Consider the following 22,036-nt stretch of genomic DNA (forward strand, 5'->3'; position numbering starts at 1 on the left):
GAATGTCCCGAGAGACGTATTGGATATAGAACGAAATGCACGGCAATTTAAGCTGGATGGTAAACGGGAAAGGGCATATCCACGAGTCCTTAAAATGAGCAAAAACAAGTTCCCGGTTAGAGCAAAGAAAAATGCCGTTCACTCTTAAGTGAACGGCATTACGCCTTATGAGCGTCTTTTTTATTGGAATTAATTGCCTGGTGCGAGTGTTAAAGCCTGTGGCATTGCCATCCTTGGCACAGGCGTTATGCCCCTTCCTTTCCATTGAACCACTCAATAAAAGGACAAGACCAAAGGGAGAAATATGTTGATGGGCCACAGAGCACTATCGACATATTAATCTTTGGGGGAGACAACTCCCTCGAGCCTTGCCGAAACCTTCCCAATAACACAGCCATCCGTGGCGCGCTATCCTAGTCTAGCGCTGGATCGTCATTGATCCGTGAATAAAAGGACAAGACCCGAGAGGGTAATATGTTCATGACTTGGGGGAGCACAATTCACATATTTGATCTTTGGGGGAGATAGCTCCCTCTAAAGCCTTGTCAAAACCTACCTCTTTTTCTCTTGCAACACTTTGAGTGTTAAGTTGACAGAGTCGGACAGTAAACAGCACAGTTATTATTGTTATTTTGTACGATTTATATCTTAGGTCGTTGGGGAGCGATAATAGATACCCATCCGACTCTGTCTAAACTGTTATTTATTGCTAATCCAATTAATTGGATGACAAGGCCGGACGTAAAAGGGCGCTGTTATTATTGTTTTTAGCACAACTTTCATATCGCGTTAGACCTACAGGGCAATATGCAATGGGGTCCGGCCTTGTCTATAAGGGCACTGGGCGAGGTTACCTCAACCTATATCGTGCGTAATTCACTGTTTAGCTGCTTAATACGTTTCTGCAGCTGGGCAATTTCATTTATTAAGGCGCATTCACGTTGCTGCGGCTGTTGCTCACTTTCCCTTACCCACTGGTAAACCGCTTTAGCCGAAAGACCATACTGTCGTGCGACATCAGAGAGTAATCTGCCTTTGACTTTTACTTCAAAAATAACGTCAGGTTTAAGATTATGATTGACGATTCCCATGGCCTATCCCTTTTCACTTTATGCTATCTGTATGCGCTTTAACGGGTTCTTTGGGGGTATTCCTTCATGATTATTGGCGCTGCTCTATATCCCACTGACTATGTCCTATATGGCGTAGGGACAACCATTCGTGGTGACAATGACTAATGAGTTTCATCAGATGTTTCATCTCTTCCTCCTCAATCCACTTAGGGATTGTGCTTCGATTAACATGCCTCACAACGGGCACTTAGATTAACGTCCATTGATGTCAAACAGCTTACTTAGGTATCGAGTGAGTTACGCTTGGGGTCTCTACTCTTCTACCTATTTATTAGTATGTAAAATCCGTGCCAATTTTTTAATATATAAATTAATGTTTAAAATCAATTTATTGGGTTTATGTTTCAAACGATTGGCTTTAGAAGTTATGTCAGAAACGGTGCAGCTTGCACTATTTCAGTGCTTTTACTCTAAATGTTGCATGAATAAGCCAAAGATGTTTTGGTTTGGTGTTTTTTGCGATTAAATTACTCATAAACTGAGCAAAGAAACGATTAAAGATTGTCTCGAAAGAGAATGCTTATATACTGCGATTTTTTTATGGTGTTTTTGGCGATTTACCACGCCCTTTGCCTTTCAAAGGCAAATCTCATCAATCATGTTATGAGGTCATAATGATGAAGCCTTCTCTGATTAAATCATTGCCAGCATCTAAGCTTGCTATTGTGGTTATGGCTAGCGCCTTGATTGCGTCAGGCTGTTCGACTGTCAACCCCTATACCAACGAACAACAAACGGCAAAAGCGACTACGGGGGCGCTAATTGGTGCCGTTGCTGGAGCTGCCGTTGGTGTAGCCTCGTCAAGTAAGAGTGACCGCGGTAAAGGAGCTTTAATTGGTGCAGCCTCTGGCGCCGCCCTAGGTGGTGGTATTGGCTACTACATGGACGTACAAGAAACCAAATTACGCCAACAACTCGCTTCCACGGGAGTTAGCGTAACTCGCAGTGGTGACAATATTATTCTTAATATGCCAAATGAAGTGACTTTTGGTGTGGATCAAACCGAGCTGAGTGAGGGTGCTAAGCGGGTACTGAACTCTGTTGCGCTGGTGGCGAAGGAGTATAGTAAGACCCAACTTAACGTGTTGGGTTATACCGACAGCAGCGGCTCAGATTCATACAATTTACGTTTATCACAGGTACGAGCCAGCGAAGTAGGGAACTACTTGATGAGTAAAGGCGTGGCTTCCGCTCGCGTAAAGTCTAAGGGAATGGGTGAATCGAGTCCAATCGCATCCAATGCTAGTGCCGAGGGACGCGCGCAAAACCGTCGCGTGGAGATAGTGTTGACCCCAACGGGTCAATAATCATTCATCAAGGTTAAAGTCGCCTGCGGGCGACTTTTTATTTTATCCTAAGGGACAAATTGTCCTTCCGTTATCTATCTTGAGTGATCTTGTCCGCAATCATCTCTATTTGGGCTTATCAGGCGAGTATTCGACTTGATCCTGCCGGTATTTTCCCGTTTTGTATGTAGTTAGTTAAATTATGATAACTATTTCGCAGAGCCAAAGGAGAGCAATTATGGCAAAACAGGGCTTAGTACTGGCATTCAGTTTAGGGACTACAGTGATGGCAGGGATGGTACAAGGTGCGCCAATGAACACTGAGGCGACAGCCCCTATTGAACTAAGAGCCGCGGGCAGTTTAAAGGCGGCGATGAACGATATTATTGCGGCTTACCAAGCGAAATCCCAAGCTAATGTGGCAGCGCAGTATGCGCCTTCGGGTTTATTGCTTAAGCGGATCCAAGAGGGGGAGCGAGTTGATATTTTTGCCTCGGCGAATATGAAACACCCGCAGGCCTTAGTCGATGCGGGAGTGGGTCTACAGGTGCAAATGTTTGCCCGTAACCAGCTCTGCGCCATTGCTCAAGCGGAAGTGCCACTCACTAGCGCGAACTTATTAGACACCCTGCTCGCGTCGCAAATTAAGCTTGGTACATCAACGCCAAAAGCCGATCCCGCTGGCGACTACGCTTGGGCAGTGTTTGCGAAAGCCGAGGCTTTAAAACCCAATGCGAAAACTATATTAGAAACCAAAGCCATGCAGCTAACTGGTGGGCCTGAGAGTGCTAAACCGCCCAAGGATCGTAATCCCTATGCTTGGGTGATGGAAAATAAGCAGGCGGATGTGTTCTTAACCTATTGCACCAATGCGGTGCTGGCACAAAAAGAAGTGCCGAGCCTTAAGATTGTCGATTTACCGCCAGAGTTAGCTATTGGCGCCGACTATGGCCTATTGGTGTTAAAGGATGCCAATAGTGCGGCCGCACCTTTAGCCAAGTTTATTTTATCCCCTGAGGGACAGGCAATTTTGAGCAGTTATGGTTTTCAGCCGCCTAAAAAATAATGTCTAATAGACTCATTAAAAATGGCGCGAAATAGCGCCATTTTTGTTGCTCGCTTTAGCAAGGCTTGGGCCAGTGCTAGTGCATTAAATATAAAGTCGCTAATCCGAGAAAGGCAAACAGACCTATTACATCGGTGACTGTGGTGAGCACCATGCCGCCCGCCAACGCCGGATCTACTTTTAAGCGCTTTAAGATCAGCGGAATACTGGCGCCTGCTAGTCCTGCGACTGTCATATTGATGAGCATCGCACCGCCAATCAGGCTGGCAAGCGCCATATCATCTTTCCAAACTAATACCGCGATAAACACTAACATCGACCACATTAAGCCATTCAAAAAGCCAATAGCTAGCTCTTTGCCTATCAGCCAGCGGGCATTACTTTGGCCAATATGGCCTAGGGCAATCCCGCGGATCACTAGGGCCAAGGTTTGGTTCCCTGCGACGCCGCCCATGCTCGGTACAATCGTCATTAAAATCGCAATCGTGGCAAACTGTTCAATAGTGCCCTCAAACATATTGCTGACAGAGGCCGCCAGCAGAGCCGCAAATAGGTTGATCGTGAGCCAGAGCGAACGGCGGAAGGTACTTTTGAGTACAGGGGCGAAGGTGTCTTCATCATCGTCCATCCCCGCCATCCCCATCATAGAGTGCTCGGCGTCTTCACGGATAACATCCACCACGTCATCGATGGTGATCCGGCCGAGCAACTTGCCCTCACTATCGACCACGGGCGCTGACACCCAGTCATGGCGCTCGAACAGTTGCGCCACTTCACTGTCGGACATGCCCACGGGAATGCTCTCGATATCGGTATCGATAATGCTGCTGATATGAGTATTGGGATCGCAGGTGAGCAGATCCGCAAGTTTGACCCCACCAAGCACGCGATCGTGTTTATCCACCACGTATAAAGTATCGGTAGTGTCGGGCAGGTTGCCCCGTTGGCGCAAATAACGCAGTACCACATCGATATTGACATCGGGTCTTAAGGTTACTGTGTCGGTGTTCATTAAGCTGCCTGCGGTCTCATCGGGATAAGAGAGCGCTTGCTCGACTCGCTGGCGGTTTTGCAGACTCATCGACTGTAATACTTGTTTATACACAGTATCTGGCAGGCTTCGCAGAATATAAGCCAGATCGTCCGTATCCATGCTGGCGGTAGCCTTGGCGACTCGCTCTGGACTCATGGTGCTGATCAGCGGGTCTTTTAACTCTTCGCTGAGTTCATCGAGAATATCCCCGAGCTGATCTTGATCGACGAGTTGCCATAACACTTGCCGAGCTTTGGGAGGTGACGATTCTAAAATCAATGCGATATCTGACGGCGCCATATTTTGTAGCATTTGCCTGACATGCACAAACATACCACTGTTGAGGGCTTGACTCAGTTGGTCGAGGCGGTGTTCGGCTTGTAAACTGTCTGAGGCTTCTACAGGCATGTTTCCTCCATGGCGGCGGTGGATGGGTTGGCGTTTAGCTATTGAGGACTTAAGCCAAAGCGCAGCAGTACATTGTAATTTAGCGCACGGGAGGGCGTCGAGTCACAAATGTGTTTTACTGGTATAAGGTGCTGAAATCAAAACCAAACAGGATACTGAATACCGGCAGGGATCATCGAGATGATACCATCAGCAGGCTTCGTCAAACTTAGCGTCGATAAGGGCACAAATGGCATTAAGTGCAGGCTCGGCATCCGGGCCTTCGGCGATGAGGGTGATGGTTTTACCCATGCCCGTCTCGAGCATGAGTAGACCCAATACACTGGCGGCAGAGGCCTGTTTTTCACCTTGGATCAGCGTAATGCTGGCATCAAACTCAGAGGCCAATACCACGAGCTTTGTGGCGGCACGGGCATGTAAGCCGAGTTTATTGCAGATGGTGACTTGGCGCTCAAGTTTTGGCATGGCTCAACTCTCGATGGCGCGCATTGACTTTATGTTTGCCATTACTAAAACGTTTAGCTAGTTGCTCGGCTACATAGACTGAGCGGTGTTGGCCACCTGTGCAACCAATCGCAATCGTCAGATAGCTACGATTATTGCGCTCTAAATGCGGCAACCAGGTTTCGAGCAAATTCTCGATTTGCCAGATGAACTTATTCACCAGTGGCTGGCGATTTAAAAACTCCGCTACGGGTTCATCTAAACCGGTGAGAGGTCTAAGCTCCGGTTCCCAATGGGGATTTGGCAAAAAGCGCACATCAAACATAAAGTCAGCTTCGGTCGGCATACCATGCTTAAAACCGAAAGACTCGAAGTTGATCACCAGTTCCTTATCGACACTGCCAAGGAGTATTTGCCGCACTTGGTCGCTGAGTTCATAGATATTCAGATTCGAGGTATCTATATAGTGATCCATCTGCTGTGACAGCGGCTCCAGCAATTTGCCTTCAAGTTTGATGGCTTCTTGCAGTGACACTCGGCTCTTAGATAAGGGATGTAAGCGCCGCGTTTCGCTATAGCGTTTTAGCAGCACTTTATCGCTGGAGTTTAAGAAGAAGCTGGTGAGTTCAGTGCCCGTAGGCAGGCTGGCAAGCTGTTTAACCAGCACTTTGTCTTGCTCTGGTAAATTGCGCACGTCAACACTGATAGCAACGAGATCGTTACTGCCTTTGAGCTGTTCAAGCAAACTGCCAATCAAAGGCAAAGGCAAATTATCGACACAATAGTAGCCGAGATCTTCAAGCACTCTAAGTGCGACCGATTTGCCTGAGCCTGAACGCCCTGACACTATGACCAGTTTCATCCAATGATTACCTGATAGAGTTCCGTTTCATCATGCGTCTTGCGCAATTGTTTTAATATTTGCTTGTCACTGAGCTTTTCAGCCATGCATGACAAGGTACTTAGGTGCTGCTGACATTGGTCGGCAGGCACGAGTAGTGCAAATAAAATATCGACGGGTTGTTTATCGATAGCATCAAAGGCTATCGGCTCCTCACATTTTATCAATATCGCTATGGGTTGTGTTATATCGGTTAATCGACCATGTGGAATGGCGATACCGTTACCTATACCTGTGCTACCCATCTTTTCGCGCGCCACGAGGCTTTCGAAGATCTCTTGAGATGAGAGGGTGGGGTACTGGGCAGCGGCTAAGTCGCTGATGAGTTCCAGTACCTTTTTCTTACTGCCCGGAGTGGCGCAGGTTGTGCACTCCGGCCGCAGTATGGTACGAAGTTCCATTGCTAGTGTTTTGTTAACTTCTCTTTGTGTTTAATAACCTGACGATCAAGTTTATCAATCAGGACGTCTATGGCAGCATACATATCTGCATGCTCTGAAGTCGCGAAGACTTCACCACCGGTGAGGTTGATTCTCGCTTCGGCAATCTGTTGCATTTTCTCAACATTGAGCACAACGTGCACATTATTGATCTGTTCGAAATGACGTTCAAGTTTTGAAAACTTTTCCTCAACATATGCCCGTAACGATTCAGTAATCTCGATATGGTGTCCACTTAGGTTTATTTGCATAGAAACGTCCTCCGATACTCACAATAGGCTATAAACTTTTACGCTGATTGGAAGGGGGAATAAGCATCGCTTCTCGGTACTTCGCAATGGTTCTGCGCGCAACGTTAATTCCCTGTTCTGCCAGAAGTTGAGCCATCTTGCTGTCGCTTAATGGTTTTTTCTGGTTTTCCGCTGCAACCAGTTTCTTAATGAAAGCTCTGATTGCTGTGGATGAGCACTCACCGCCATCATCCGTCCCGACGTGGCTTGAGAAGAAATATTTTAGTTCAAAAAGTCCTTTTGGGGTATGCATGTATTTTTGTGTGGTCACCCGTGAAATGGTGGACTCATGCATCTCTACCGCCTCGGCGATATCGTTTAGGACCATAGGTTTCATGGCTTCTTCACCATATTCGAAGAAACCCTGTTGGTATTGCACTATGCAGTTTGCTACCTTGAGCAGTGTTTCGTTGCGGCTTTCAAGGCTTTTGATAAACCATTTAGCCTCTTGCAGATGGCCACGAATAAATTGGCTATCAGCTTGATTTTTTGAACTTCGGGCCATTGCTGCATATTGCTGATTTACGTTGATTTTTGGCATGCAGTCAGGGTTTAATTCGACCACCCAACGGCCGTTTTTCTTCGACACCGATACATCGGGGATCACATATTCTTCATCGACAGGGGTGATGAGTAAACCGGGGCGAGGATTCAAGGTTTGGATCAGCGCAATACTGTCCCTTAACTCGTCCTCTTTCAGTTTGGTCTTACGCATTAACAGCCTAAAGTCGCGAGCGGCGATCAGATCTAAATGATCTTTGATCAGCATGCGGGCGTTTTCGATGTGAGGGGTATCAGGCGAAAAATGAGATAGCTGGATCAGTAAACATTCGCTTAAATCCCTTGCCGCGACACCAACGGGGTCGAAATGTTGAATACGCTTGAGCACGGCTTCAACTTCGTCGAGTTCAATCTCGGGATTGCCCATGGCTTCGAGGATATCTTCAGTGCTTTGAGTGAGATAACCTTGATCGTCAATGGCATCAATAATCGCGGTGGCAATGGCTAAATCGGTTTCAGAGAAGGGTGTGAGGTTTTTTTGCCATTCTAAATGTTCGTACAACCCCTCGCTAGTTTCCCCTTGGAAGGGCATGTCATCTTCACGGCTGGCGCCAGAACCTGAGTTTGGCGATGCGGTAAATACTTCATCCCAAGTGGTATCCATGGGTAACTCTTCGGGCAGAGATTCTTTGGTCAGCGACTCGGCAATGTCCACGGTGGAATTATCTTGTTCCTGTGGCTGGGCAGTCGTTTCGCTAAAGTCGGTATCGGCGATATCTTGCTTACGTTCGCTAGGCGCGTCAAATTGCTCCTCTTCCAGCTCGAGAAGAGGATTAGAGTCTAAGGCTTGCTGGATTTCTTGTTGCAGTTCCAATGACGACAGTTGCAGCAGGCGAATGGCCTGCTGAAGTTGTGGCGTCATGGTTAACTGTTGACCCAGTTTGAGCTGGAGTGACGCTTTCATGTTACCGCTGATCCCTAGGTTATTATTGTGAGTTTAGGTCGCTTGATATCATATGGATGGAGCCTAGCGCTCTCAAATTCAAGGCTTATTAGCTTTGTTTTAGTAACTATAGCCTGAATTGTTCACCTAAGTACACAGCCCTAACTTGCTGATTGTCTAAGATCTCTGCGGGTGTGCCCTCGGCAATAAGATTACCGTGACTCACAATGTAAGCATGTTCACAGACGTCTAAGGTCTCGCGCACATTGTGGTCTGTGATAAGTACTCCAAGGCCTCGGCTCTTAAGCTGCTCGATAATTTTCTTGATATCGATAACGGAGATCGGATCAACGCCCGCAAAGGGCTCATCAAGCAGAATAAACTTGGGGTTGGCCGCTAAGGCGCGGGCAATTTCGACGCGGCGACGTTCACCGCCCGATAAGGACATGCCTTGGCTGTCACGAATATGGGTGATATGGAACTCTTCTAGCAGTTGCTCTAGTGCTTCTTCGCGCTGGTCACTATTGAGCTCTTTACGGGTTTGCAGTACCGCCATGATGTTGTCGTGTACGGTTAATTTACGAAAGATACTCGCTTCCTGTGGTAGGTAACCAATACCTTTGCGGGCACGCAGATGCATAGGATCGGCGGTTAAATCATCATCGTCGATAAAGATATGGCCTTTATCGCTTTTAACTAAGCCCACGACCATGTAAAAGGTGGTGGTTTTACCCGCACCGTTAGGGCCGAGTAGACCGACGACTTGACCCGTTTTTACTGTCAGGCTGACATCTTTGACAACCTGGCGGCTTTTATAACTCTTGGCGAGATTCTGTGCTTTTAAGGTGATTTGGGTCATTTAGAATCCTGTTTTTTCACAGGTTTATCTGTTGGTGTATTTTTGAGTTCTTCCTGATAATTATCAGGTTGAATAATGGTAATTACGCGATCATCACCATTGCCGCTACTTTCGGCGATCAGTTTTTGCTGAATAATATCGTAACGAATTAAATTGCCTGTAACTTGACTACCCGCTTGGTCTAGGGTCGCTGTACCAGTTAGGGTCAACGTCCGAGTGGCCATTTCATAGCGAATCTCTTTGGCGCTAGCAGATGCAGGGCGGCCATCATCAAGGATTTGGCTGTAGGTTGCTGGATTTCCTGTAGCCAGTAAGACTTTACTATTTTCGCCTTCGACAGAAAATGCACGGAGTTGATCCGCATGGATTTTAATTGAGCCTTGAACAACTTCAACGGGACCGAAGAAAATGATCTGATTGTTTTTAATGTCCGCAGTTTGACTGACGGCTTTAATTTTCACTTCTTGCTGTAAGTCACCGATCTTGGCGAAGGCATTCATGCTTATCATTAGCATTAGGCTGGCAAGTAATATGTTATTTTGCTTCATAGGTTCCTACTACCTGACTGGTCAATTGCACTTCCTGCGCGTTAAGGTCGGCATAAAGGCCTTGCCCTTGAATATTAAAATCTTTCCCTGTGACGTAAATGATGCGGTCAGAGGTCATTATCATTGTGTTGAGATCGAGTTCTAAAAAACTGGTGGACAAGGTTTGTATCGGTTCACCAGGGCTGATGGCATCGATAATAACATTATTTTCTAATACAACCTTGCCAGTATCTTTGTTGAGTCGACCTTGATCGGCTCTGATCTGCCATTTTGCTTTACCTTGGTCGGGATACACAAGATAGACAGGCTGAATAAAGTCGGTTTGGTTTTTAAGCTCATAGTGTTCCATGTGCTTTGCCGTGACGCGACTATTGACTTGTCCTTGCTCGTTAAACTCGATGCTGCGCAGATCTTCGATAATGTAGTCGGGTCTGTCTGTATCATTCAGGCTGCTATCGGTATCGCCACCGCGTTTTTGTTGGACCTGCCAATACAGCACGAGTGCAGTACCAAAAAAAGCAATAATGGCGAGGGTCACACGACTCATATGCTCATCCCATGGGCTGAGGTAAATTTGTTTTGACTCAGAAGTAACAGATCTGTCAGCTCTCTGAGCGCACCATGACCACCATTTAACTGGGTCACAAAATGGGCGTGTTGGCGCACATAGGGATGTCCATCGGCGACACAGACGGCAAGACCGACGACATTCATCACTGGCAGGTCGACAATATCATCACCGATATAGGCAACTTCTTCTGGTGTGACATTGTAGAGCGACAGCAGTTCTTCATAGGGGACAAATTTATTATCCACACCTTGATAAATATGGGTTACACCGAGGGCCGTCATGCGGTTTTCAACAATTTTAGACTGGCGGCCTGTTATCACGGCCAGATTAAAGCCACTGGTCAATAAAGAGCGCACGCCATAACCATCGCGGGTATGGAAGGCTTTGAGCTCTTCACCCGAGTTGCTTAAATAAATGCGGCCGTCAGAAAATACCCCATCCACATCGCAGATCAGCAGTTTAATTTTTTGCGCTCTTTGCCACACATCATCGCTGATCGGGCCGTAAAATCCTTGCTGTGGCATTAAATGACTCCCGCTTTAACCATATCGAGCATATTGAGCGCACCGACAGGATGATTGTCTTTATCTATCACTATCAGGCCGTTGATATTTTTGGAATCCATCACTTGCAGCGCCTGCGCTGCCAAGACGTTTTCAGTAATTGTGACACAGTTTCGCGTCATCACATCGGCGATAGGCGTGGTGCGTAGGTTGACTTGGGCATCGATAACGCGGCGTAGGTCGCCGTCGGTAAAAATACCCACGAGTTTGTTTTGTTCATCGATCACCGCCGTCATGCCTAGGCCCTTCTTGGAGATTTCATACAGGGCATCGGTGATGCAAATATCGTGTTTAACCAGTGGTAAATCATCGCCACTGTGCATCACGTTGCTGACTTTAAGCAGCAGCTTACGTCCTAGGGCACCGCCTGGGTGAGACATTGCAAAGTCTTCCCGAGTAAAGCCTTTGGCTTGCAGCAGCGCAATGGCCATCGCATCACCCATCACTAAGGTTGCGGTGGTGCTCGAGGTTGGCGCAAGCCCGAGCGGACAGGCTTCTTCAGGCACTTCAATACATAAATGAATTTTGGCCAAACGTGCCATCGTGGACTCAGGTTTGCCCGTCATGGCAATCACGGGAATGGCTTTACGTTGGATAACGGGCATCAGCGCAAGGATTTCGCTCGATTCACCCGAGTTTGAAATGGCGAGGATAATATCATTATCAGAGAGTACGCCTAAGTCGCCATGGCTGGCTTCGCCAGGATGCACAAAGAAGGCTGGGGTGCCAGTGCTGGCGAGGGTAGCAGAGATTTTATTACCAATATGGCCAGATTTCCCCATCCCCATCACGATGACTTTGCCGGTGCAGTTGAGGATTAACTCGCAGGCTTGGGCGAATTCAACGGAATCGACATATTGATAAAGATTGTCGAGGGCCGATTTTTCAATATCGATGACTTTACAGCCCCACTGGCGCAATTGTGATTGGTCTACCATGTCTATCTCTCTTCTTGCATTGTCTTTGTCGCCCCGTCTGGGATTGGAATAGCACAATTTGGTACGCGATAAAGATGATAAAATTAACGGCTTGTTACTTTGAGTCGCATGCTATTGTTTAAGCTCTGCGCCTAGGCATTAGGGCAGAATATATCGTTTAGCCATTGAATGCCTTGAGCAATATCATCGTCTTTGGTATTTCCCTTTTGCCACCCGCAGTGAGTAAGGTAACTATGATGGCCAGTTTGATGCTTAATTGCAGAACTCAATAGCGTTTTTAAGTTAAGTTGTACTCACATTATCTTTGTATCAATTAGCTTATGTCTTGACCGTTTACAAAACCATTTTGCTAATTTATCAACACAGGTGAAAACATTAAGTAACACTTTAGCTTCACAGAGCGAAAACTTAGGGCGCATTCTCGCTGGAAATGAGGCAAATTGAAAGTATCGCAGGACGATAGTGTCGATTCTGTTGTAGGTTAAAGCGCAATTACGTACAATTTGCGGCTCTTCGATTGGTCTGGGCAGGAAGCGTAGGCCACCTCTTTTCAAATATCGGAATCAAGCATGACTCAAGAACAAACGCCGTTGGTTGAGATCCGTCATTTGGGCTTTCGCCGTGGCCAGCGTGTCATATATGAAGATATTAGCCTGTCTATCCCTAGGGGCAAAGTCACCGCGATTATGGGACCGAGTGGCATAGGTAAGACCACCTTGCTCAAGCTTATCGGCGGCCAATTAACGCCCGATAGCGGCCAAGTGTTGTTCGATGGACAGGATGTGCATGCGGCGAGCCGTAGCGAATTATTCGAACTGCGCAAGCGCATGAGTATGTTGTTTCAAAGTGGCGCATTATTCACCGATATCAACGTCTTTGATAACGTTGCCTTTGCGCTACGTGAACATTCAGGCCTGCCCGAAGAGATTATTCGGACTATCGTGCTGATGAAACTTGAGGCCGTTGGGCTGCGGGGCGCCGCGCAAATGATGCCCAGCGAGTTATCCGGTGGGATGCAGCGCCGCGCTGCCTTAGCTCGGGCGATAGCCCTTGAGCCAGAAATGGTCATGTACGATGAACCCTTTGCCGGACAAGACCCTATTTCTATGGGCGTGCTGGTTAAGCTTATCCGCGAACTTTCCGATGCACTTAATTTAACCTCGGTTGTGGTGTCCCACGATGTGGATGAAGTGCTCGGGATTGCAGATTATGTGTATGTGGTTGCAGATAAAAAAGTTATTGCCCATGGCACGCCTGAAGAGTTAAAGCATGCGGATAATCCGCAGCTCAAGCAGTTTATTCAAGGTGCGCCAGATGGCCCTGTGCCGTTCCATTATCCGGCAAAGGATTACCAGCAAGAATTATTGGCAAAAGGAGTTGGCAAGTGAAGTTATTAGATAGTATTGCCGACCTTGGCCGCAGCGCTATCGAGTTAGTGCTCGGTTTTGGCCGTGCAGGCCTGATGCTGTGGGGCGCGATTGTTCGTTGGCCTCGGGTGCGTAAAGGTTTTCCATTATTAGTGCGCCAAATCTATGTGGTCGGCGTACAATCTATGGTCATTATTGTGGTCTCCGGCCTGTTTATCGGCATGGTGTTGGCGCTGCAGGGCTACAACATCTTAGTCGGTTTCGGTACTGAGGAGAGCTTAGGCCCGATGGTGGCCTTAAGTTTACTGCGTGAACTTGGCCCCGTGGTTACAGCCTTGTTATTTGCTGGCCGCGCAGGTTCGGCACTCACCGCCGAAATCGGTCTGATGAAGAGTACCGAGCAGTTATCCAGCTTAGAGATGATGGCGATTGACCCACTGCGGCAAATCATTGCGCCACGCTTTTGGGCGGGTGTAATAAGCATGCCGTTGTTGGCGCTGATGTTTACTGCGGTAGGTATTTATGGCGGCCATTTAGTGGGCGTGGAATGGAAGGGGATCGATGGTGGTGCCTTCTGGTCGATTCTGCAAGCCTCGGTAGAATGGCGCCAAGACATAGTTAACTGCCTGATTAAGAGTGGCGTATTTGCCGTGGTGGTGACTTGGATTGCCTTATACCGCGGCTATCAAGTGGTGCCGAATCCAGAAGGGATCAGCCGTGCAACTACTTCAACTGTGGTGCAATCGAGCCTCGCCGTACTGGCATTGGACTTTTTACTAACAGCCCTGATGTTTGGCCGCTAACGGATTGCAGCGCCAAGGATACAGATCGACGGATTAACAGAGTGGTAACTGAGCATGTTGACACGAAAAATTGAATTATTAGTGGGTGTGTTTCTCTTAACGGGCTTAGCGGCCTTTTTGGTGTTGGTGTTTAAAGTCGCCAATATCGAAGTGCAGACCAGCGACAGTAGCTATACCCTCACCGCCAACTTCACCAATATCGGTGGCTTGAAGGTTCGCTCTCCGGTCAAGGTTGGCGGCGTCGTGGTTGGCCGCGTGAGTAAGATTGATTTAGACCCAGTCAAACTGGTGGCTGTGGTGACGATTGTGATGGACAAGCGTTTCGATAAATTTCCTGAAACCAGTAGCTTAGCTATTTTAACTTCAGGTTTGCTCGGTGAGCAGTTCCTCGGATTAACACCGGGCTTTGTCGATGATGACGTGAGTATGCTTAAGGATGGCGACAAAATTGACGATACTCGCTCAGCATTAGTGTTAGAAGATCTGATTGGTCAGTTCTTATATAGTATGGGTTCAAAGGATAAATAGGGGTTACCGCTATGTTTAAACGCTTATCGCGCTTATTACTGCCGTTAGTATGGATGTTTACCGCAACGACCGCACTGGCGGATGACGCTCAGGTTAACACTATGGATCCTTATGCCATGGTGAAATCTGTTGCCAACAAAACCTTCGATCGGTTCCACAAAGACAAGGCGTTGATTGACGCCGATGCGGATCATCTTAAGGTGATTGTGCGTGAAGAATTAATGCCTTACATCGACTATAAATACGCCTCTTACAAAGTGTTAGGTCAGTATTTAAAAGAGTCGACTGAAGATCAGCGCAATCGTTTCGTCGATGCTTTTGAAGGCTACTTAGTTTCAACCTATGCCCAAGCTTTTACCGAATACACTAACCAAAAAGTGGAGTTTTCGCCTGGTAGTGATTTCAGCAATGAGAAGATTGTCGATGTAAACGTACAGATTATCGAAGCGGGTCGTCCGCCGATAAAGCTGTTGTTTAAAGTTCGTCGCCTCAAGGATGACTCTTGGAAGGCGTTTGACCTAGTCGCTGAAGGCGTGAGTTTGCTGTCCTCTAAGCAATCTGAAATCTCGAACCTTATCCGCCAACAGGGGATTGATTCAGTGATTAAGATGCTGGAAGAGCGCACCAAAGACAAAGTGACTAAAAAGCCTAAAGCAGGGAAGTAAGCGCCGTGGTTGAATTTGTGCAACAGGGTAACATTTGCCACCTAAAAGGGCGTTTATCACAGGAGCAAGTGGTCGTGCTATGGCCGCAAAGGCAAAGCCTGTTAAGCCAAGATACCCAAATGTTGTCGCTCGCCGAACTGGAGTACAGCGACAGTGCTGGTGTGGCATTTTTGCTGGCGTTAGTGCGCCAGCATGGCACGCCACTGAAGCTGTGCTCGGCATCGGAGCAGTTAAAAAAATTAATCGATTTATATGATTTACAATCCTTCTTCACCGAAGAAGCGAATTGAAAAGGTACCGAATTTCATGGAATGCAGCTTAATAGAACAGATTTTACGTGACGCGTTAGCACTCGATGAAGTGCACGCCAGCTCCGATGGCAGCCACTACAAAGTGATCGCCGTCGGTGAATGTTTTGACGGCATGAGCCGTGTAAAACAACAACAAGCCATTTATGCACCCCTGATGAGTTATATCGCCAGCGGTGAGTTACATGCATTAACGATTAAAACTTTCACGCCGACTCAATGGAAACGCGAGAAAATTTTCAACAGCTAGTAGTGAGGAAAAGTGGATAAATTAGCGATTCAAGCAAGCCCTCCGCTTGCTGGTGATGTGATTATTTCCGGTGCCAAAAACGCTGCGCTGCCGATTCTAATGGCAGGCGTGTTAGCCGAAACTGATTTTATTGTGTCGAATGTCCCCAATTTGCGCGATGTGAGCACCAGCTGTAAATTGCTGCGCTGCCTAGGCGCCGATGTGGATGAATTAGGCAATGGTCAAATCCGTATTTCGACCAAGAATCTTAATGAGTTCTGCGCACCTTACGATCTCGTTAAGACCATGCGTGCCTCGATTCTGATCCTTGGCCCGTTATTAGCCCGCTATGGCACCGCAGACGTGTCATTACCCGGTGGCTGCGCCATTGGCGCCCGTCCAGTAAACCTTCACTTACATGGCCTCGAAATGATGGGCGCTAAGATTGAAGTGAAAGAAGGTTATATCAAGGCCCGTGTCGATGGTCGCTTAAAGGGCGCCCATATTTTTATGGACATGGTGAGCGTAGGCGCGACCGAAAACCTATTGATGGCCGCGGCACTTGCCGATGGCGAAACCGTGATTGAAAACGCGGCCCGTGAACCAGAAGTGATCGACTTAGCTAACTGTTTGATTGCTATGGGCGCGAAGATCACCGGTGTCGGCAGTGCCACACTGCGTATTCAAGGCGTTGAACGTCTACAGGGCTGTGAGTACCGAGTGATGCCGGATCGTATTGAAACCGGTTCATTCCTTGTTGCCGCCGCTGTGACCCGTGGTCGTATCCGTTGCTTAAAGGCAGACCCAGCTTCGTTAGAGTCTGTTATCGCGAAACTCGAAGATGCGGGTGCCAAGATCACTACAGGTGAAGATTGGATTGAGCTCGATATGGAAGGCAAGCGTCCAAAAGCGGTAAATATCAAGACGGCACCATATCCTGGTTTCCCAACCGATATGCAGGCACAGTTCTGCGTGCTCAACGTTTTAGCCCAGGGCACTGCGACCATTACCGAAACCATCTTCGAAAACCGCTTTATGCACGTGCCAGAACTTATCCGTATGGGCGCGACCATGGAGCTTGAAGGCAATACCTGCATTATCCAAGGCATTGAGTCTTTGAGTGGTGCACAGGTAATGGCGACGGATTTACGTGCGTCGGCAAGCTTGGTGATTGCAGGCTTAGTCGCCGATGGTAAAACCATTGTCGATCGCATCTATCACTTAGATCGCGGCTATGAGCATATCGAGCAGAAGTTCCAAGGGTTGGGCGCGCATGTAGAGCGTGTGCAATAACATTTGCGTAGGATTCGCTCCCAATAAAAAAACCAGCCAAGTGCTGGTTTTTTATTGCGCATAATTTGTTTAGCTAAAAAGGAAAGGGACATTTTCGAGTTAAAACCTTAACTCTAACGAGTCTGTTTTAGATAAAAATATCTATGGAGATAACGCCCGCCACAAACGCAAGCAATTTGTTGCGAGTCGAGCCGCAAAGCGGCGTTTTGATGGCGTTTGTTATGCATTTTTCAATAGCCTTTCTGCCAGCGCTTTGGGTAAACACCTTTAAAAGAGATATTTATAAACTCGTCTTTACTAATGAGTCCATTTTGGTACTTAATTCCGTAGTAAATGAAAGCCGATAAAACACAAAATATGTACAAACAGAGAATAAGCGTTAAGAGGCAGCTTGCGAACATAAAAACAACTATCGTTTGATCATATTGCCGGATAGGGACATCAGTGGCTATACCAAAGAACGATGAAATATATTGGAAAAGGTAAAACGCTAGTACTCCACCAAGTATGCAACCGAAACCGCCAACTCTCGCTGATTCAGCGTAGAACTGAGGTTGTAAGTTTAACTGACTTTTAATTGCCCGAATCACTATGTGATTACCTCAAAATGCATAAAGCCGCCAACACCGGAAAATTAGGAGCGCAGCGAGTGATTTGTCCGAGTGTTTGGCTTTGTTAGAAGCCATATCGACGACTCTCTTTCTCTGGGTTGTGAACCCAAACATTGCAACCACCTTCTTTGGTATATGTTTTACCCAGGTCAGTAGTAATTTCTACCAAACACATTGCTGGTTTCCCACCAAGACCAGATGCCCAAAGGTGATACTTTTTTTTATCATCAGTATTAAAGGTAAAGATTACCTTTGCATCCTTTACCCACCAATCGGGTATCTTTAGTGATTCCAGGTCACGCTGTAAAATGCACGACAATAACTTGATAGCTTCTGAAAACTTTACACCCGTGACTTCATTTGGCGCATGCTCGTTTACAAGATTTATTACACACTCATTGGTGCCATTTTCTTGGGCGTATGCATATAGCTGACCGACAGCCCAGTACCCTTGATAATCAAAGTTTCTGCTCAGGCACCACTGGACTATATTTCCAGCAACTCCCTTAAGTTGTTTTCTTCGTGCCATATCTAAGTGCTTCTAACATTTGATTAGTGTGCATGCGCGTTTACCTCGTTGGACCAGTGAAAACGCGCACGGTTAACTATCTGTATGCAAAGAACTTATCAGCTTTCTGCCAAATACACCATCTGGAAAAACGCGCATGCGCGTTTTCCAAGCCTATTAACTAAAATTCAGTTACTATATCCACCTGATTTTATAGAGCTTTATTTATTGCGGATGGAATTAGTGCGCACTGATATTGTCTTAAAATCACTCCAAAGTATCTAAATTTAAATGCGACTGTATACCTATACATTGTTAGTCTATTTCTGGTAAGGCCAAACATAGGCAAATAGATAAGAATTTGTATGGCAGCAGGAGTGGGAATTTTCGGTTGAGCTAACGAGCCGATACACGGAATGGGGCAAAAAGCTTTTAGCCAGATGAACAGTTCAATGGTCGTAAAGATTGTCATTGTTGCAACTGTGACCGTTGGCGGCATGGCCGCTCTTTCACATCCATGTGAACGCGGCATTTACACTTCCATGTGTTGCAGATACCGCCGTCAAGCCTATAGGGACACTGCTTTTTAAACAAAGAGCACGGCGTGTCACTGGGGAAACAATGACAATTCATCCTACACACCTGACGACAAACTTATCTCGTTTTGGGGCAAAAGTCAGTGAAAAATTGCAGTGCAAGATAAATAGCTCTGCCATTTGAGGGATAAGGTAATAGGTGATTTTAGGATGGCTCAGAATGAGGTTTTATACATGCCTCATTCTGAGATTTATCAAGGTAGCTTACTGAGCTTAATTATCGACGACGACTTTCTCATCGATAATCACCGGTAGTACTTGCTCTTTGCCTTGGCGGATAACCGTCATCATGATTTTCTTGCCGGGCGTAGTTTCGGCAATTCTATCCATCAGCATTTCGACCCCAGGCACATCTTCGTCGCCGTATTTGATGATTACATCCCTTGGTTGTAGCTGCGCTCGTGCCGCTGGACCATTAGGATCGACACCAGTAACTAATACACCACGTAAATCGGGCAGGTTGAGGATTTGCGCCACCACCGGGTTAATCGGCTCGCCTGAGATCCCTAAGGCACCACGGATCACCCGACCATTTTTGATCAGTTTGCCCATAATGCTGTGGGCCAATTTAATCGGGATCGCGAAGTTAATCCCGTGTCCGCCACCTTCGCCGCCCACTTGGAAGGCGGCAGTGTTGATACCAATCAGGCTACCGTTAGTGTCGATTAAGGCACCGCCTGAGTTACCGGCGTTAATTGCAGCATCTGTTTGTAAAAAGTCTAAATAACCAGAACTTAAGCCGTTACGACCCGTAGCGCTGATAATCCCTTGGGTAATGGTTTGGCCGAGGTTATAGGGGTTACCAATGGCTAATACCACATCACCAACCTGCGGTGGGCTGTCGAGATTGACGGGCACTGTGGGAAGATTATCGCCTTCGATCTTAAGCACTGAAAGATCGGTTTCGGGATCAAAACCGACGACTTCCGAGGTGAACTTGCGGCCATCCTGCAGAGCCACCACAATCTCATCGGCTTTTTTAATCACATGATAATTCGTGAGAATATAGCCTTCTTTACTCATTATCACCCCAGAGCCTAGGCCTTGGAGGGAACCAGAGTTCAGCGGACGACTCTGATCGATACTTAAGCTATAAATATTGACTACGGCAGGGGCGGCGCGGCGTACGGCCTTAGCAAAGGAGAGTTCGACCGTGTTGTTACCACGGTTTTGCAGTAACGAGCTGCCGAGATTCTTATTGTCGAAGTAGTGTGTAACTAACAAAAACATGGCCGCCATGATAAGGCCGAAGAGCACGGCTTTACCGAGATATAACAGGGTTTCTTTTATTGTCATGGCAGGCTAAGTATTGAAAAAGGTGAGTTAGATTAACATGTTTAACAAGTTAAAGCATAGGGAACCCGCGTTCCCTATGCTGATCTGCATCTGATAATGGGATAAAGATCAGAGCGGCGTACCGATTAACGCAGCACTAAGTACAACAAGCTCTTACCACGGAGGATCTTCAGGGCGACAGCGCCTTCTTGATCTTTGAGCTGCTCCTTGAGTGATTTCAGATCTTTCACCGCCGAACGGTTAATGCCGACAATCACATCGCCTTTTTGTAAGCCGCTCATTGCCGCAGGTGAGCCCTGGGCCACCTCGGTAATTTCCACCCCTTTCGAAGCGTTTTCTAACGAGGCACCTTGGAGCATTGGGTGCACTGCGCCAGCAGCTTTTTCAGTGGTTTGGCTTGCTTCACCTAAGGTGACATTCACGGTTTTCTTATCGCCATCGCGGATAAGTCCCAGTTCAACCTTGGCTCCCGCGCCCATAGTCGCGACTTTCGCCCGCAGTTCTTGGAACGACTTAATTGCTCGTCCATCCACGCTGACAATAATATCGCCCGCTTTAATACCTGCTTTTTCGGCAGCACTGCCCGCAGTGACTTCATTCACAAAGCCCCCGTGCTGAGTGTCTAACCCAAAGCCTTGGGCAAGTTGGCTATCTAAATCACGGCCTGAAATCCCCAGCACGCCACGGCGAACTTCACCGTGTTCGGCAATTTGAGCCACGAGGTTTTTCACCATGTTGGCGGGAATCGCAAAACCGATACCGACGTTACCACCGTTTGGTGCGACGATAGCCGTGTTAATACCGATCAGTTCACCTTTAAGGTTAACCAGCGCGCCGCCCGAGTTACCGCTGTTAATCGCCGCATCGGTTTGAATAAAGTTTTCAAGCATTTCAATGCCTAAGCCGCTTCGGCCTAAAGCACTAACAATCCCCGAGGTGACCGTTTGACCTAAACCAAAGGGGTTACCGATGGCGACGGCAAAGTCACCAACCCGCAGTTCATCTGAGTCGGAGGTTTTAATTGCGACTAAATTTTTCGCTTCGATTTGCAGCAAAGCAATGTCGGACTCTGAGTCGGTACCAATCAATTTGGCTTTGACTTCACGGCCGTCATGTAAGCCAACTTGGATATCATCGGCACCGTCAATCACATGGTTATTGGTGACAATATAGCCTTTGTCAGCATCGATAATCACACCAGAGCCTAAGCCTCTAAAAGGACGCTCTTGCACTTGCTCTTGTGGTGCATTGGGGCCGAAGAAATAACGGAACACATCGGGTACACGTTGTTTGGACACGTGTGTGCCGGACACCGCGACAGAAACCACGGCGGGCGTCGTGCGCTCTAGCATAGGGGCAAGGCTGGGAATGGGTTGTCCCTCAACAGATTGCGGAATAGCGGCCTGTGAAACCGCAGGCATCATTGTCAGGGTTGCGGCTAACATTGCGGCTGAAAGTACAGATAATTTCGTTTTCATCTATTCATAACTCCAAATAAGGGATCAAGGATCTGGATGTAATGCGTCGTCAGTTTGTGTCCGCACCAGATCGAATCTGTATCGTTACCGGCTATTTGCCTAGGTAACCATTCGGACACGCACCTCATTGAAAAAGTTCATCAATATTAACAAAGGTTAATTTCTTAACGGTTATTTTATCAACATTTTATTGACTGTAACTGAAGTGAAACCTGTGGGCTTTTAAGGTATTTTTCAAGTCCTAATAACTTCCAATCATTGAGTTTAATCAGCTAACAGCATAGTTTTTCCTAATCAGTTTTATCATATTAAGCGTTGTGCTAGTCCTCTCCGCAAGCTCACTACAGATCCAAGTTGATAGGGTATAAATATATGCTGCGTCATCTTGGCCGTGTTAATATCGACGCAGTTTTTCCAAAGGATAAAAGAG

General features: G+C 47.1%; 24 protein-coding genes and 1 pseudogene. 10 read left to right on the forward strand and 15 right to left on the reverse strand.

Going from position 1 to position 22,036, the window contains the following annotated elements:
* Positions 1-148, forward strand: a pseudogene (locus M0413_RS15565) (IS4 family transposase); the annotation flags it as partial.
* A gap of 712 nt (positions 149-860) precedes the next feature.
* Here M0413_RS15565 and M0413_RS15570 read toward each other — a convergent pair.
* Positions 861-1,091 (reverse strand): transposase, encoded by a 231-nt coding sequence (locus M0413_RS15570; protein ID WP_037421997.1) that lies wholly within the window; start codon positions 1,089-1,091, stop codon positions 861-863.
* Positions 1,092-1,747: 656 nt separating this feature from the next.
* Here M0413_RS15570 and M0413_RS15575 point away from each other — a divergent pair.
* Together M0413_RS15575 and M0413_RS15580 are read left to right on the forward strand one after the other, a co-directional pair.
* Positions 1,748-2,440 carry a YiaD family glycine zipper/OmpA-like lipoprotein gene (locus M0413_RS15575; RefSeq protein ID WP_037430137.1) on the forward strand — a complete coding sequence of 231 codons (693 nt, stop codon included), beginning with the start codon at positions 1,748-1,750 and terminating at the stop codon, positions 2,438-2,440.
* A gap of 217 nt (positions 2,441-2,657) precedes the next feature.
* Positions 2,658-3,485 carry a molybdate ABC transporter substrate-binding protein gene (locus M0413_RS15580; RefSeq protein ID WP_099456981.1) on the forward strand — a complete coding sequence of 276 codons (828 nt, stop codon included), beginning with the start codon at positions 2,658-2,660 and terminating at the stop codon, positions 3,483-3,485.
* A 76-nt stretch (positions 3,486-3,561) separates the two neighbouring features.
* Here M0413_RS15580 and mgtE read toward each other — a convergent pair whose 3' ends face one another.
* From mgtE to M0413_RS15635, 11 genes are all read right to left on the reverse strand, one after another.
* Positions 3,562-4,926, reverse strand: a complete 1,365-nt coding sequence (gene mgtE, locus M0413_RS15585; protein ID WP_037431332.1) for a magnesium transporter — start codon at positions 4,924-4,926, stop codon at positions 3,562-3,564.
* Positions 4,927-5,115: 189 nt separating this feature from the next.
* A complete protein-coding gene (locus M0413_RS15590; protein ID WP_011627201.1) occupies positions 5,116-5,391 on the reverse strand; it encodes an HPr family phosphocarrier protein in 276 nt (91 codons plus the stop codon).
* Positions 5,378-6,232: an RNase adapter RapZ gene (gene rapZ / locus M0413_RS15595; RefSeq protein WP_037422011.1), complete on the reverse strand. Its 855-nt coding sequence runs from the start codon at positions 6,230-6,232 to the stop codon at positions 5,378-5,380. The genes M0413_RS15590 and rapZ overlap by 14 nt, the downstream gene beginning before the upstream one ends.
* Positions 6,229-6,672 (reverse strand): PTS IIA-like nitrogen regulatory protein PtsN, encoded by a 444-nt coding sequence (gene ptsN / locus M0413_RS15600; RefSeq protein ID WP_037422014.1) that lies wholly within the window; start codon positions 6,670-6,672, stop codon positions 6,229-6,231. The genes rapZ and ptsN overlap by 4 nt, the downstream gene beginning before the upstream one ends.
* Positions 6,673-6,674: 2 nt before the next feature.
* Positions 6,675-6,962 carry a ribosome hibernation promoting factor gene (hpf, locus tag M0413_RS15605; RefSeq protein ID WP_007650503.1) on the reverse strand — a complete coding sequence of 96 codons (288 nt, stop codon included), beginning with the start codon at positions 6,960-6,962 and terminating at the stop codon, positions 6,675-6,677.
* Between the two features lie 28 nt (positions 6,963-6,990).
* On the reverse strand, positions 6,991-8,466 hold the full coding sequence (locus M0413_RS15610; RefSeq protein WP_037431329.1) for an RNA polymerase factor sigma-54: 1,476 nt from the start codon (positions 8,464-8,466) through the stop codon (positions 6,991-6,993).
* A 106-nt stretch (positions 8,467-8,572) separates the two neighbouring features.
* Complete coding sequence (lptB, locus tag M0413_RS15615) at positions 8,573-9,304, reverse strand: LPS export ABC transporter ATP-binding protein (protein ID WP_037422019.1); 732 nt, start codon at positions 9,302-9,304, stop codon at positions 8,573-8,575.
* Positions 9,301-9,852 carry a lipopolysaccharide transport periplasmic protein LptA gene (gene lptA / locus M0413_RS15620; RefSeq protein ID WP_037422024.1) on the reverse strand — a complete coding sequence of 184 codons (552 nt, stop codon included), beginning with the start codon at positions 9,850-9,852 and terminating at the stop codon, positions 9,301-9,303. The genes lptB and lptA overlap by 4 nt, the downstream gene beginning before the upstream one ends.
* Positions 9,839-10,399 (reverse strand): LPS export ABC transporter periplasmic protein LptC, encoded by a 561-nt coding sequence (gene lptC / locus M0413_RS15625; protein WP_037431327.1) that lies wholly within the window; start codon positions 10,397-10,399, stop codon positions 9,839-9,841. The genes lptA and lptC overlap by 14 nt, the downstream gene beginning before the upstream one ends.
* The gene (kdsC, locus tag M0413_RS15630) at positions 10,396-10,947 is read right to left on the reverse strand and encodes a 3-deoxy-manno-octulosonate-8-phosphatase KdsC (protein ID WP_037422031.1); all 552 of its coding nucleotides are present in this window, start codon (positions 10,945-10,947) and stop codon (positions 10,396-10,398) included. Before kdsC ends, lptC begins: the two co-directional genes overlap by 4 nt.
* Entirely contained in the window at positions 10,947-11,924 is a 978-nt protein-coding gene (locus M0413_RS15635; RefSeq protein ID WP_037422034.1) for a KpsF/GutQ family sugar-phosphate isomerase, read from the reverse strand. Before M0413_RS15635 ends, kdsC begins: the two co-directional genes overlap by 1 nt.
* Positions 11,925-12,493: 569 nt before the next feature.
* On the opposite strand from M0413_RS15635, the gene mlaF reads away from it, so the two are divergent.
* Genes mlaF through murA form a run of 7 tightly spaced genes read left to right on the forward strand, consistent with a single transcriptional unit; the run spans position 12,494 to position 17,117 of the window.
* Positions 12,494-13,312, forward strand: coding sequence for a phospholipid ABC transporter ATP-binding protein MlaF (gene mlaF, locus M0413_RS15640; protein ID WP_037427130.1), 819 nt, complete (start codon positions 12,494-12,496; stop codon positions 13,310-13,312).
* Complete coding sequence (gene mlaE / locus M0413_RS15645; protein ID WP_037427131.1) at positions 13,309-14,094, forward strand: lipid asymmetry maintenance ABC transporter permease subunit MlaE; 786 nt, start codon at positions 13,309-13,311, stop codon at positions 14,092-14,094. The genes mlaF and mlaE overlap by 4 nt, the downstream gene beginning before the upstream one ends.
* A 54-nt stretch (positions 14,095-14,148) precedes the next feature.
* Entirely contained in the window at positions 14,149-14,622 is a 474-nt protein-coding gene (mlaD, locus tag M0413_RS15650; protein WP_037427133.1) for an outer membrane lipid asymmetry maintenance protein MlaD, read from the forward strand.
* Between the two features lie 11 nt (positions 14,623-14,633).
* On the forward strand, positions 14,634-15,287 hold the full coding sequence (locus tag M0413_RS15655; protein WP_037427135.1) for an MlaC/ttg2D family ABC transporter substrate-binding protein: 654 nt from the start codon (positions 14,634-14,636) through the stop codon (positions 15,285-15,287).
* 5 nt (positions 15,288-15,292) lie between these two features.
* On the forward strand, positions 15,293-15,577 hold the full coding sequence (locus M0413_RS15660; protein ID WP_037422051.1) for an STAS domain-containing protein: 285 nt from the start codon (positions 15,293-15,295) through the stop codon (positions 15,575-15,577).
* 16 nt (positions 15,578-15,593) lie between these two features.
* On the forward strand, positions 15,594-15,845 hold the full coding sequence (locus M0413_RS15665) for a BolA family protein (RefSeq protein ID WP_011621481.1): 252 nt from the start codon (positions 15,594-15,596) through the stop codon (positions 15,843-15,845).
* 12 nt (positions 15,846-15,857) lie between these two features.
* Complete coding sequence (murA, locus tag M0413_RS15670) at positions 15,858-17,117, forward strand: UDP-N-acetylglucosamine 1-carboxyvinyltransferase (RefSeq protein WP_037422055.1); 1,260 nt, start codon at positions 15,858-15,860, stop codon at positions 17,115-17,117.
* Positions 17,118-17,792: 675 nt separating this feature from the next.
* Here the strand turns inward: murA and M0413_RS15675 are convergent.
* From M0413_RS15675 to degQ, 3 genes are all read right to left on the reverse strand, one after another.
* On the reverse strand, positions 17,793-18,257 hold the full coding sequence (locus tag M0413_RS15675; RefSeq protein ID WP_192937981.1) for a hypothetical protein: 465 nt from the start codon (positions 18,255-18,257) through the stop codon (positions 17,793-17,795).
* A 788-nt stretch (positions 18,258-19,045) separates the two neighbouring features.
* Positions 19,046-20,128: an outer membrane-stress sensor serine endopeptidase DegS gene (gene degS, locus M0413_RS15680; protein WP_099456977.1), complete on the reverse strand. Its 1,083-nt coding sequence runs from the start codon at positions 20,126-20,128 to the stop codon at positions 19,046-19,048.
* 125 nt (positions 20,129-20,253) lie between these two features.
* Positions 20,254-21,606 carry a Do family serine endopeptidase DegQ gene (gene degQ, locus M0413_RS15685; protein WP_099456976.1) on the reverse strand — a complete coding sequence of 451 codons (1,353 nt, stop codon included), beginning with the start codon at positions 21,604-21,606 and terminating at the stop codon, positions 20,254-20,256.
* Between the last annotated feature and the right edge of the window lie 430 nt (positions 21,607-22,036).

This window comes from Shewanella sp. 8A, assembly GCF_023475945.1.
Lineage (GTDB): Bacteria > Pseudomonadota > Gammaproteobacteria > Enterobacterales > Shewanellaceae > Shewanella > Shewanella xiamenensis.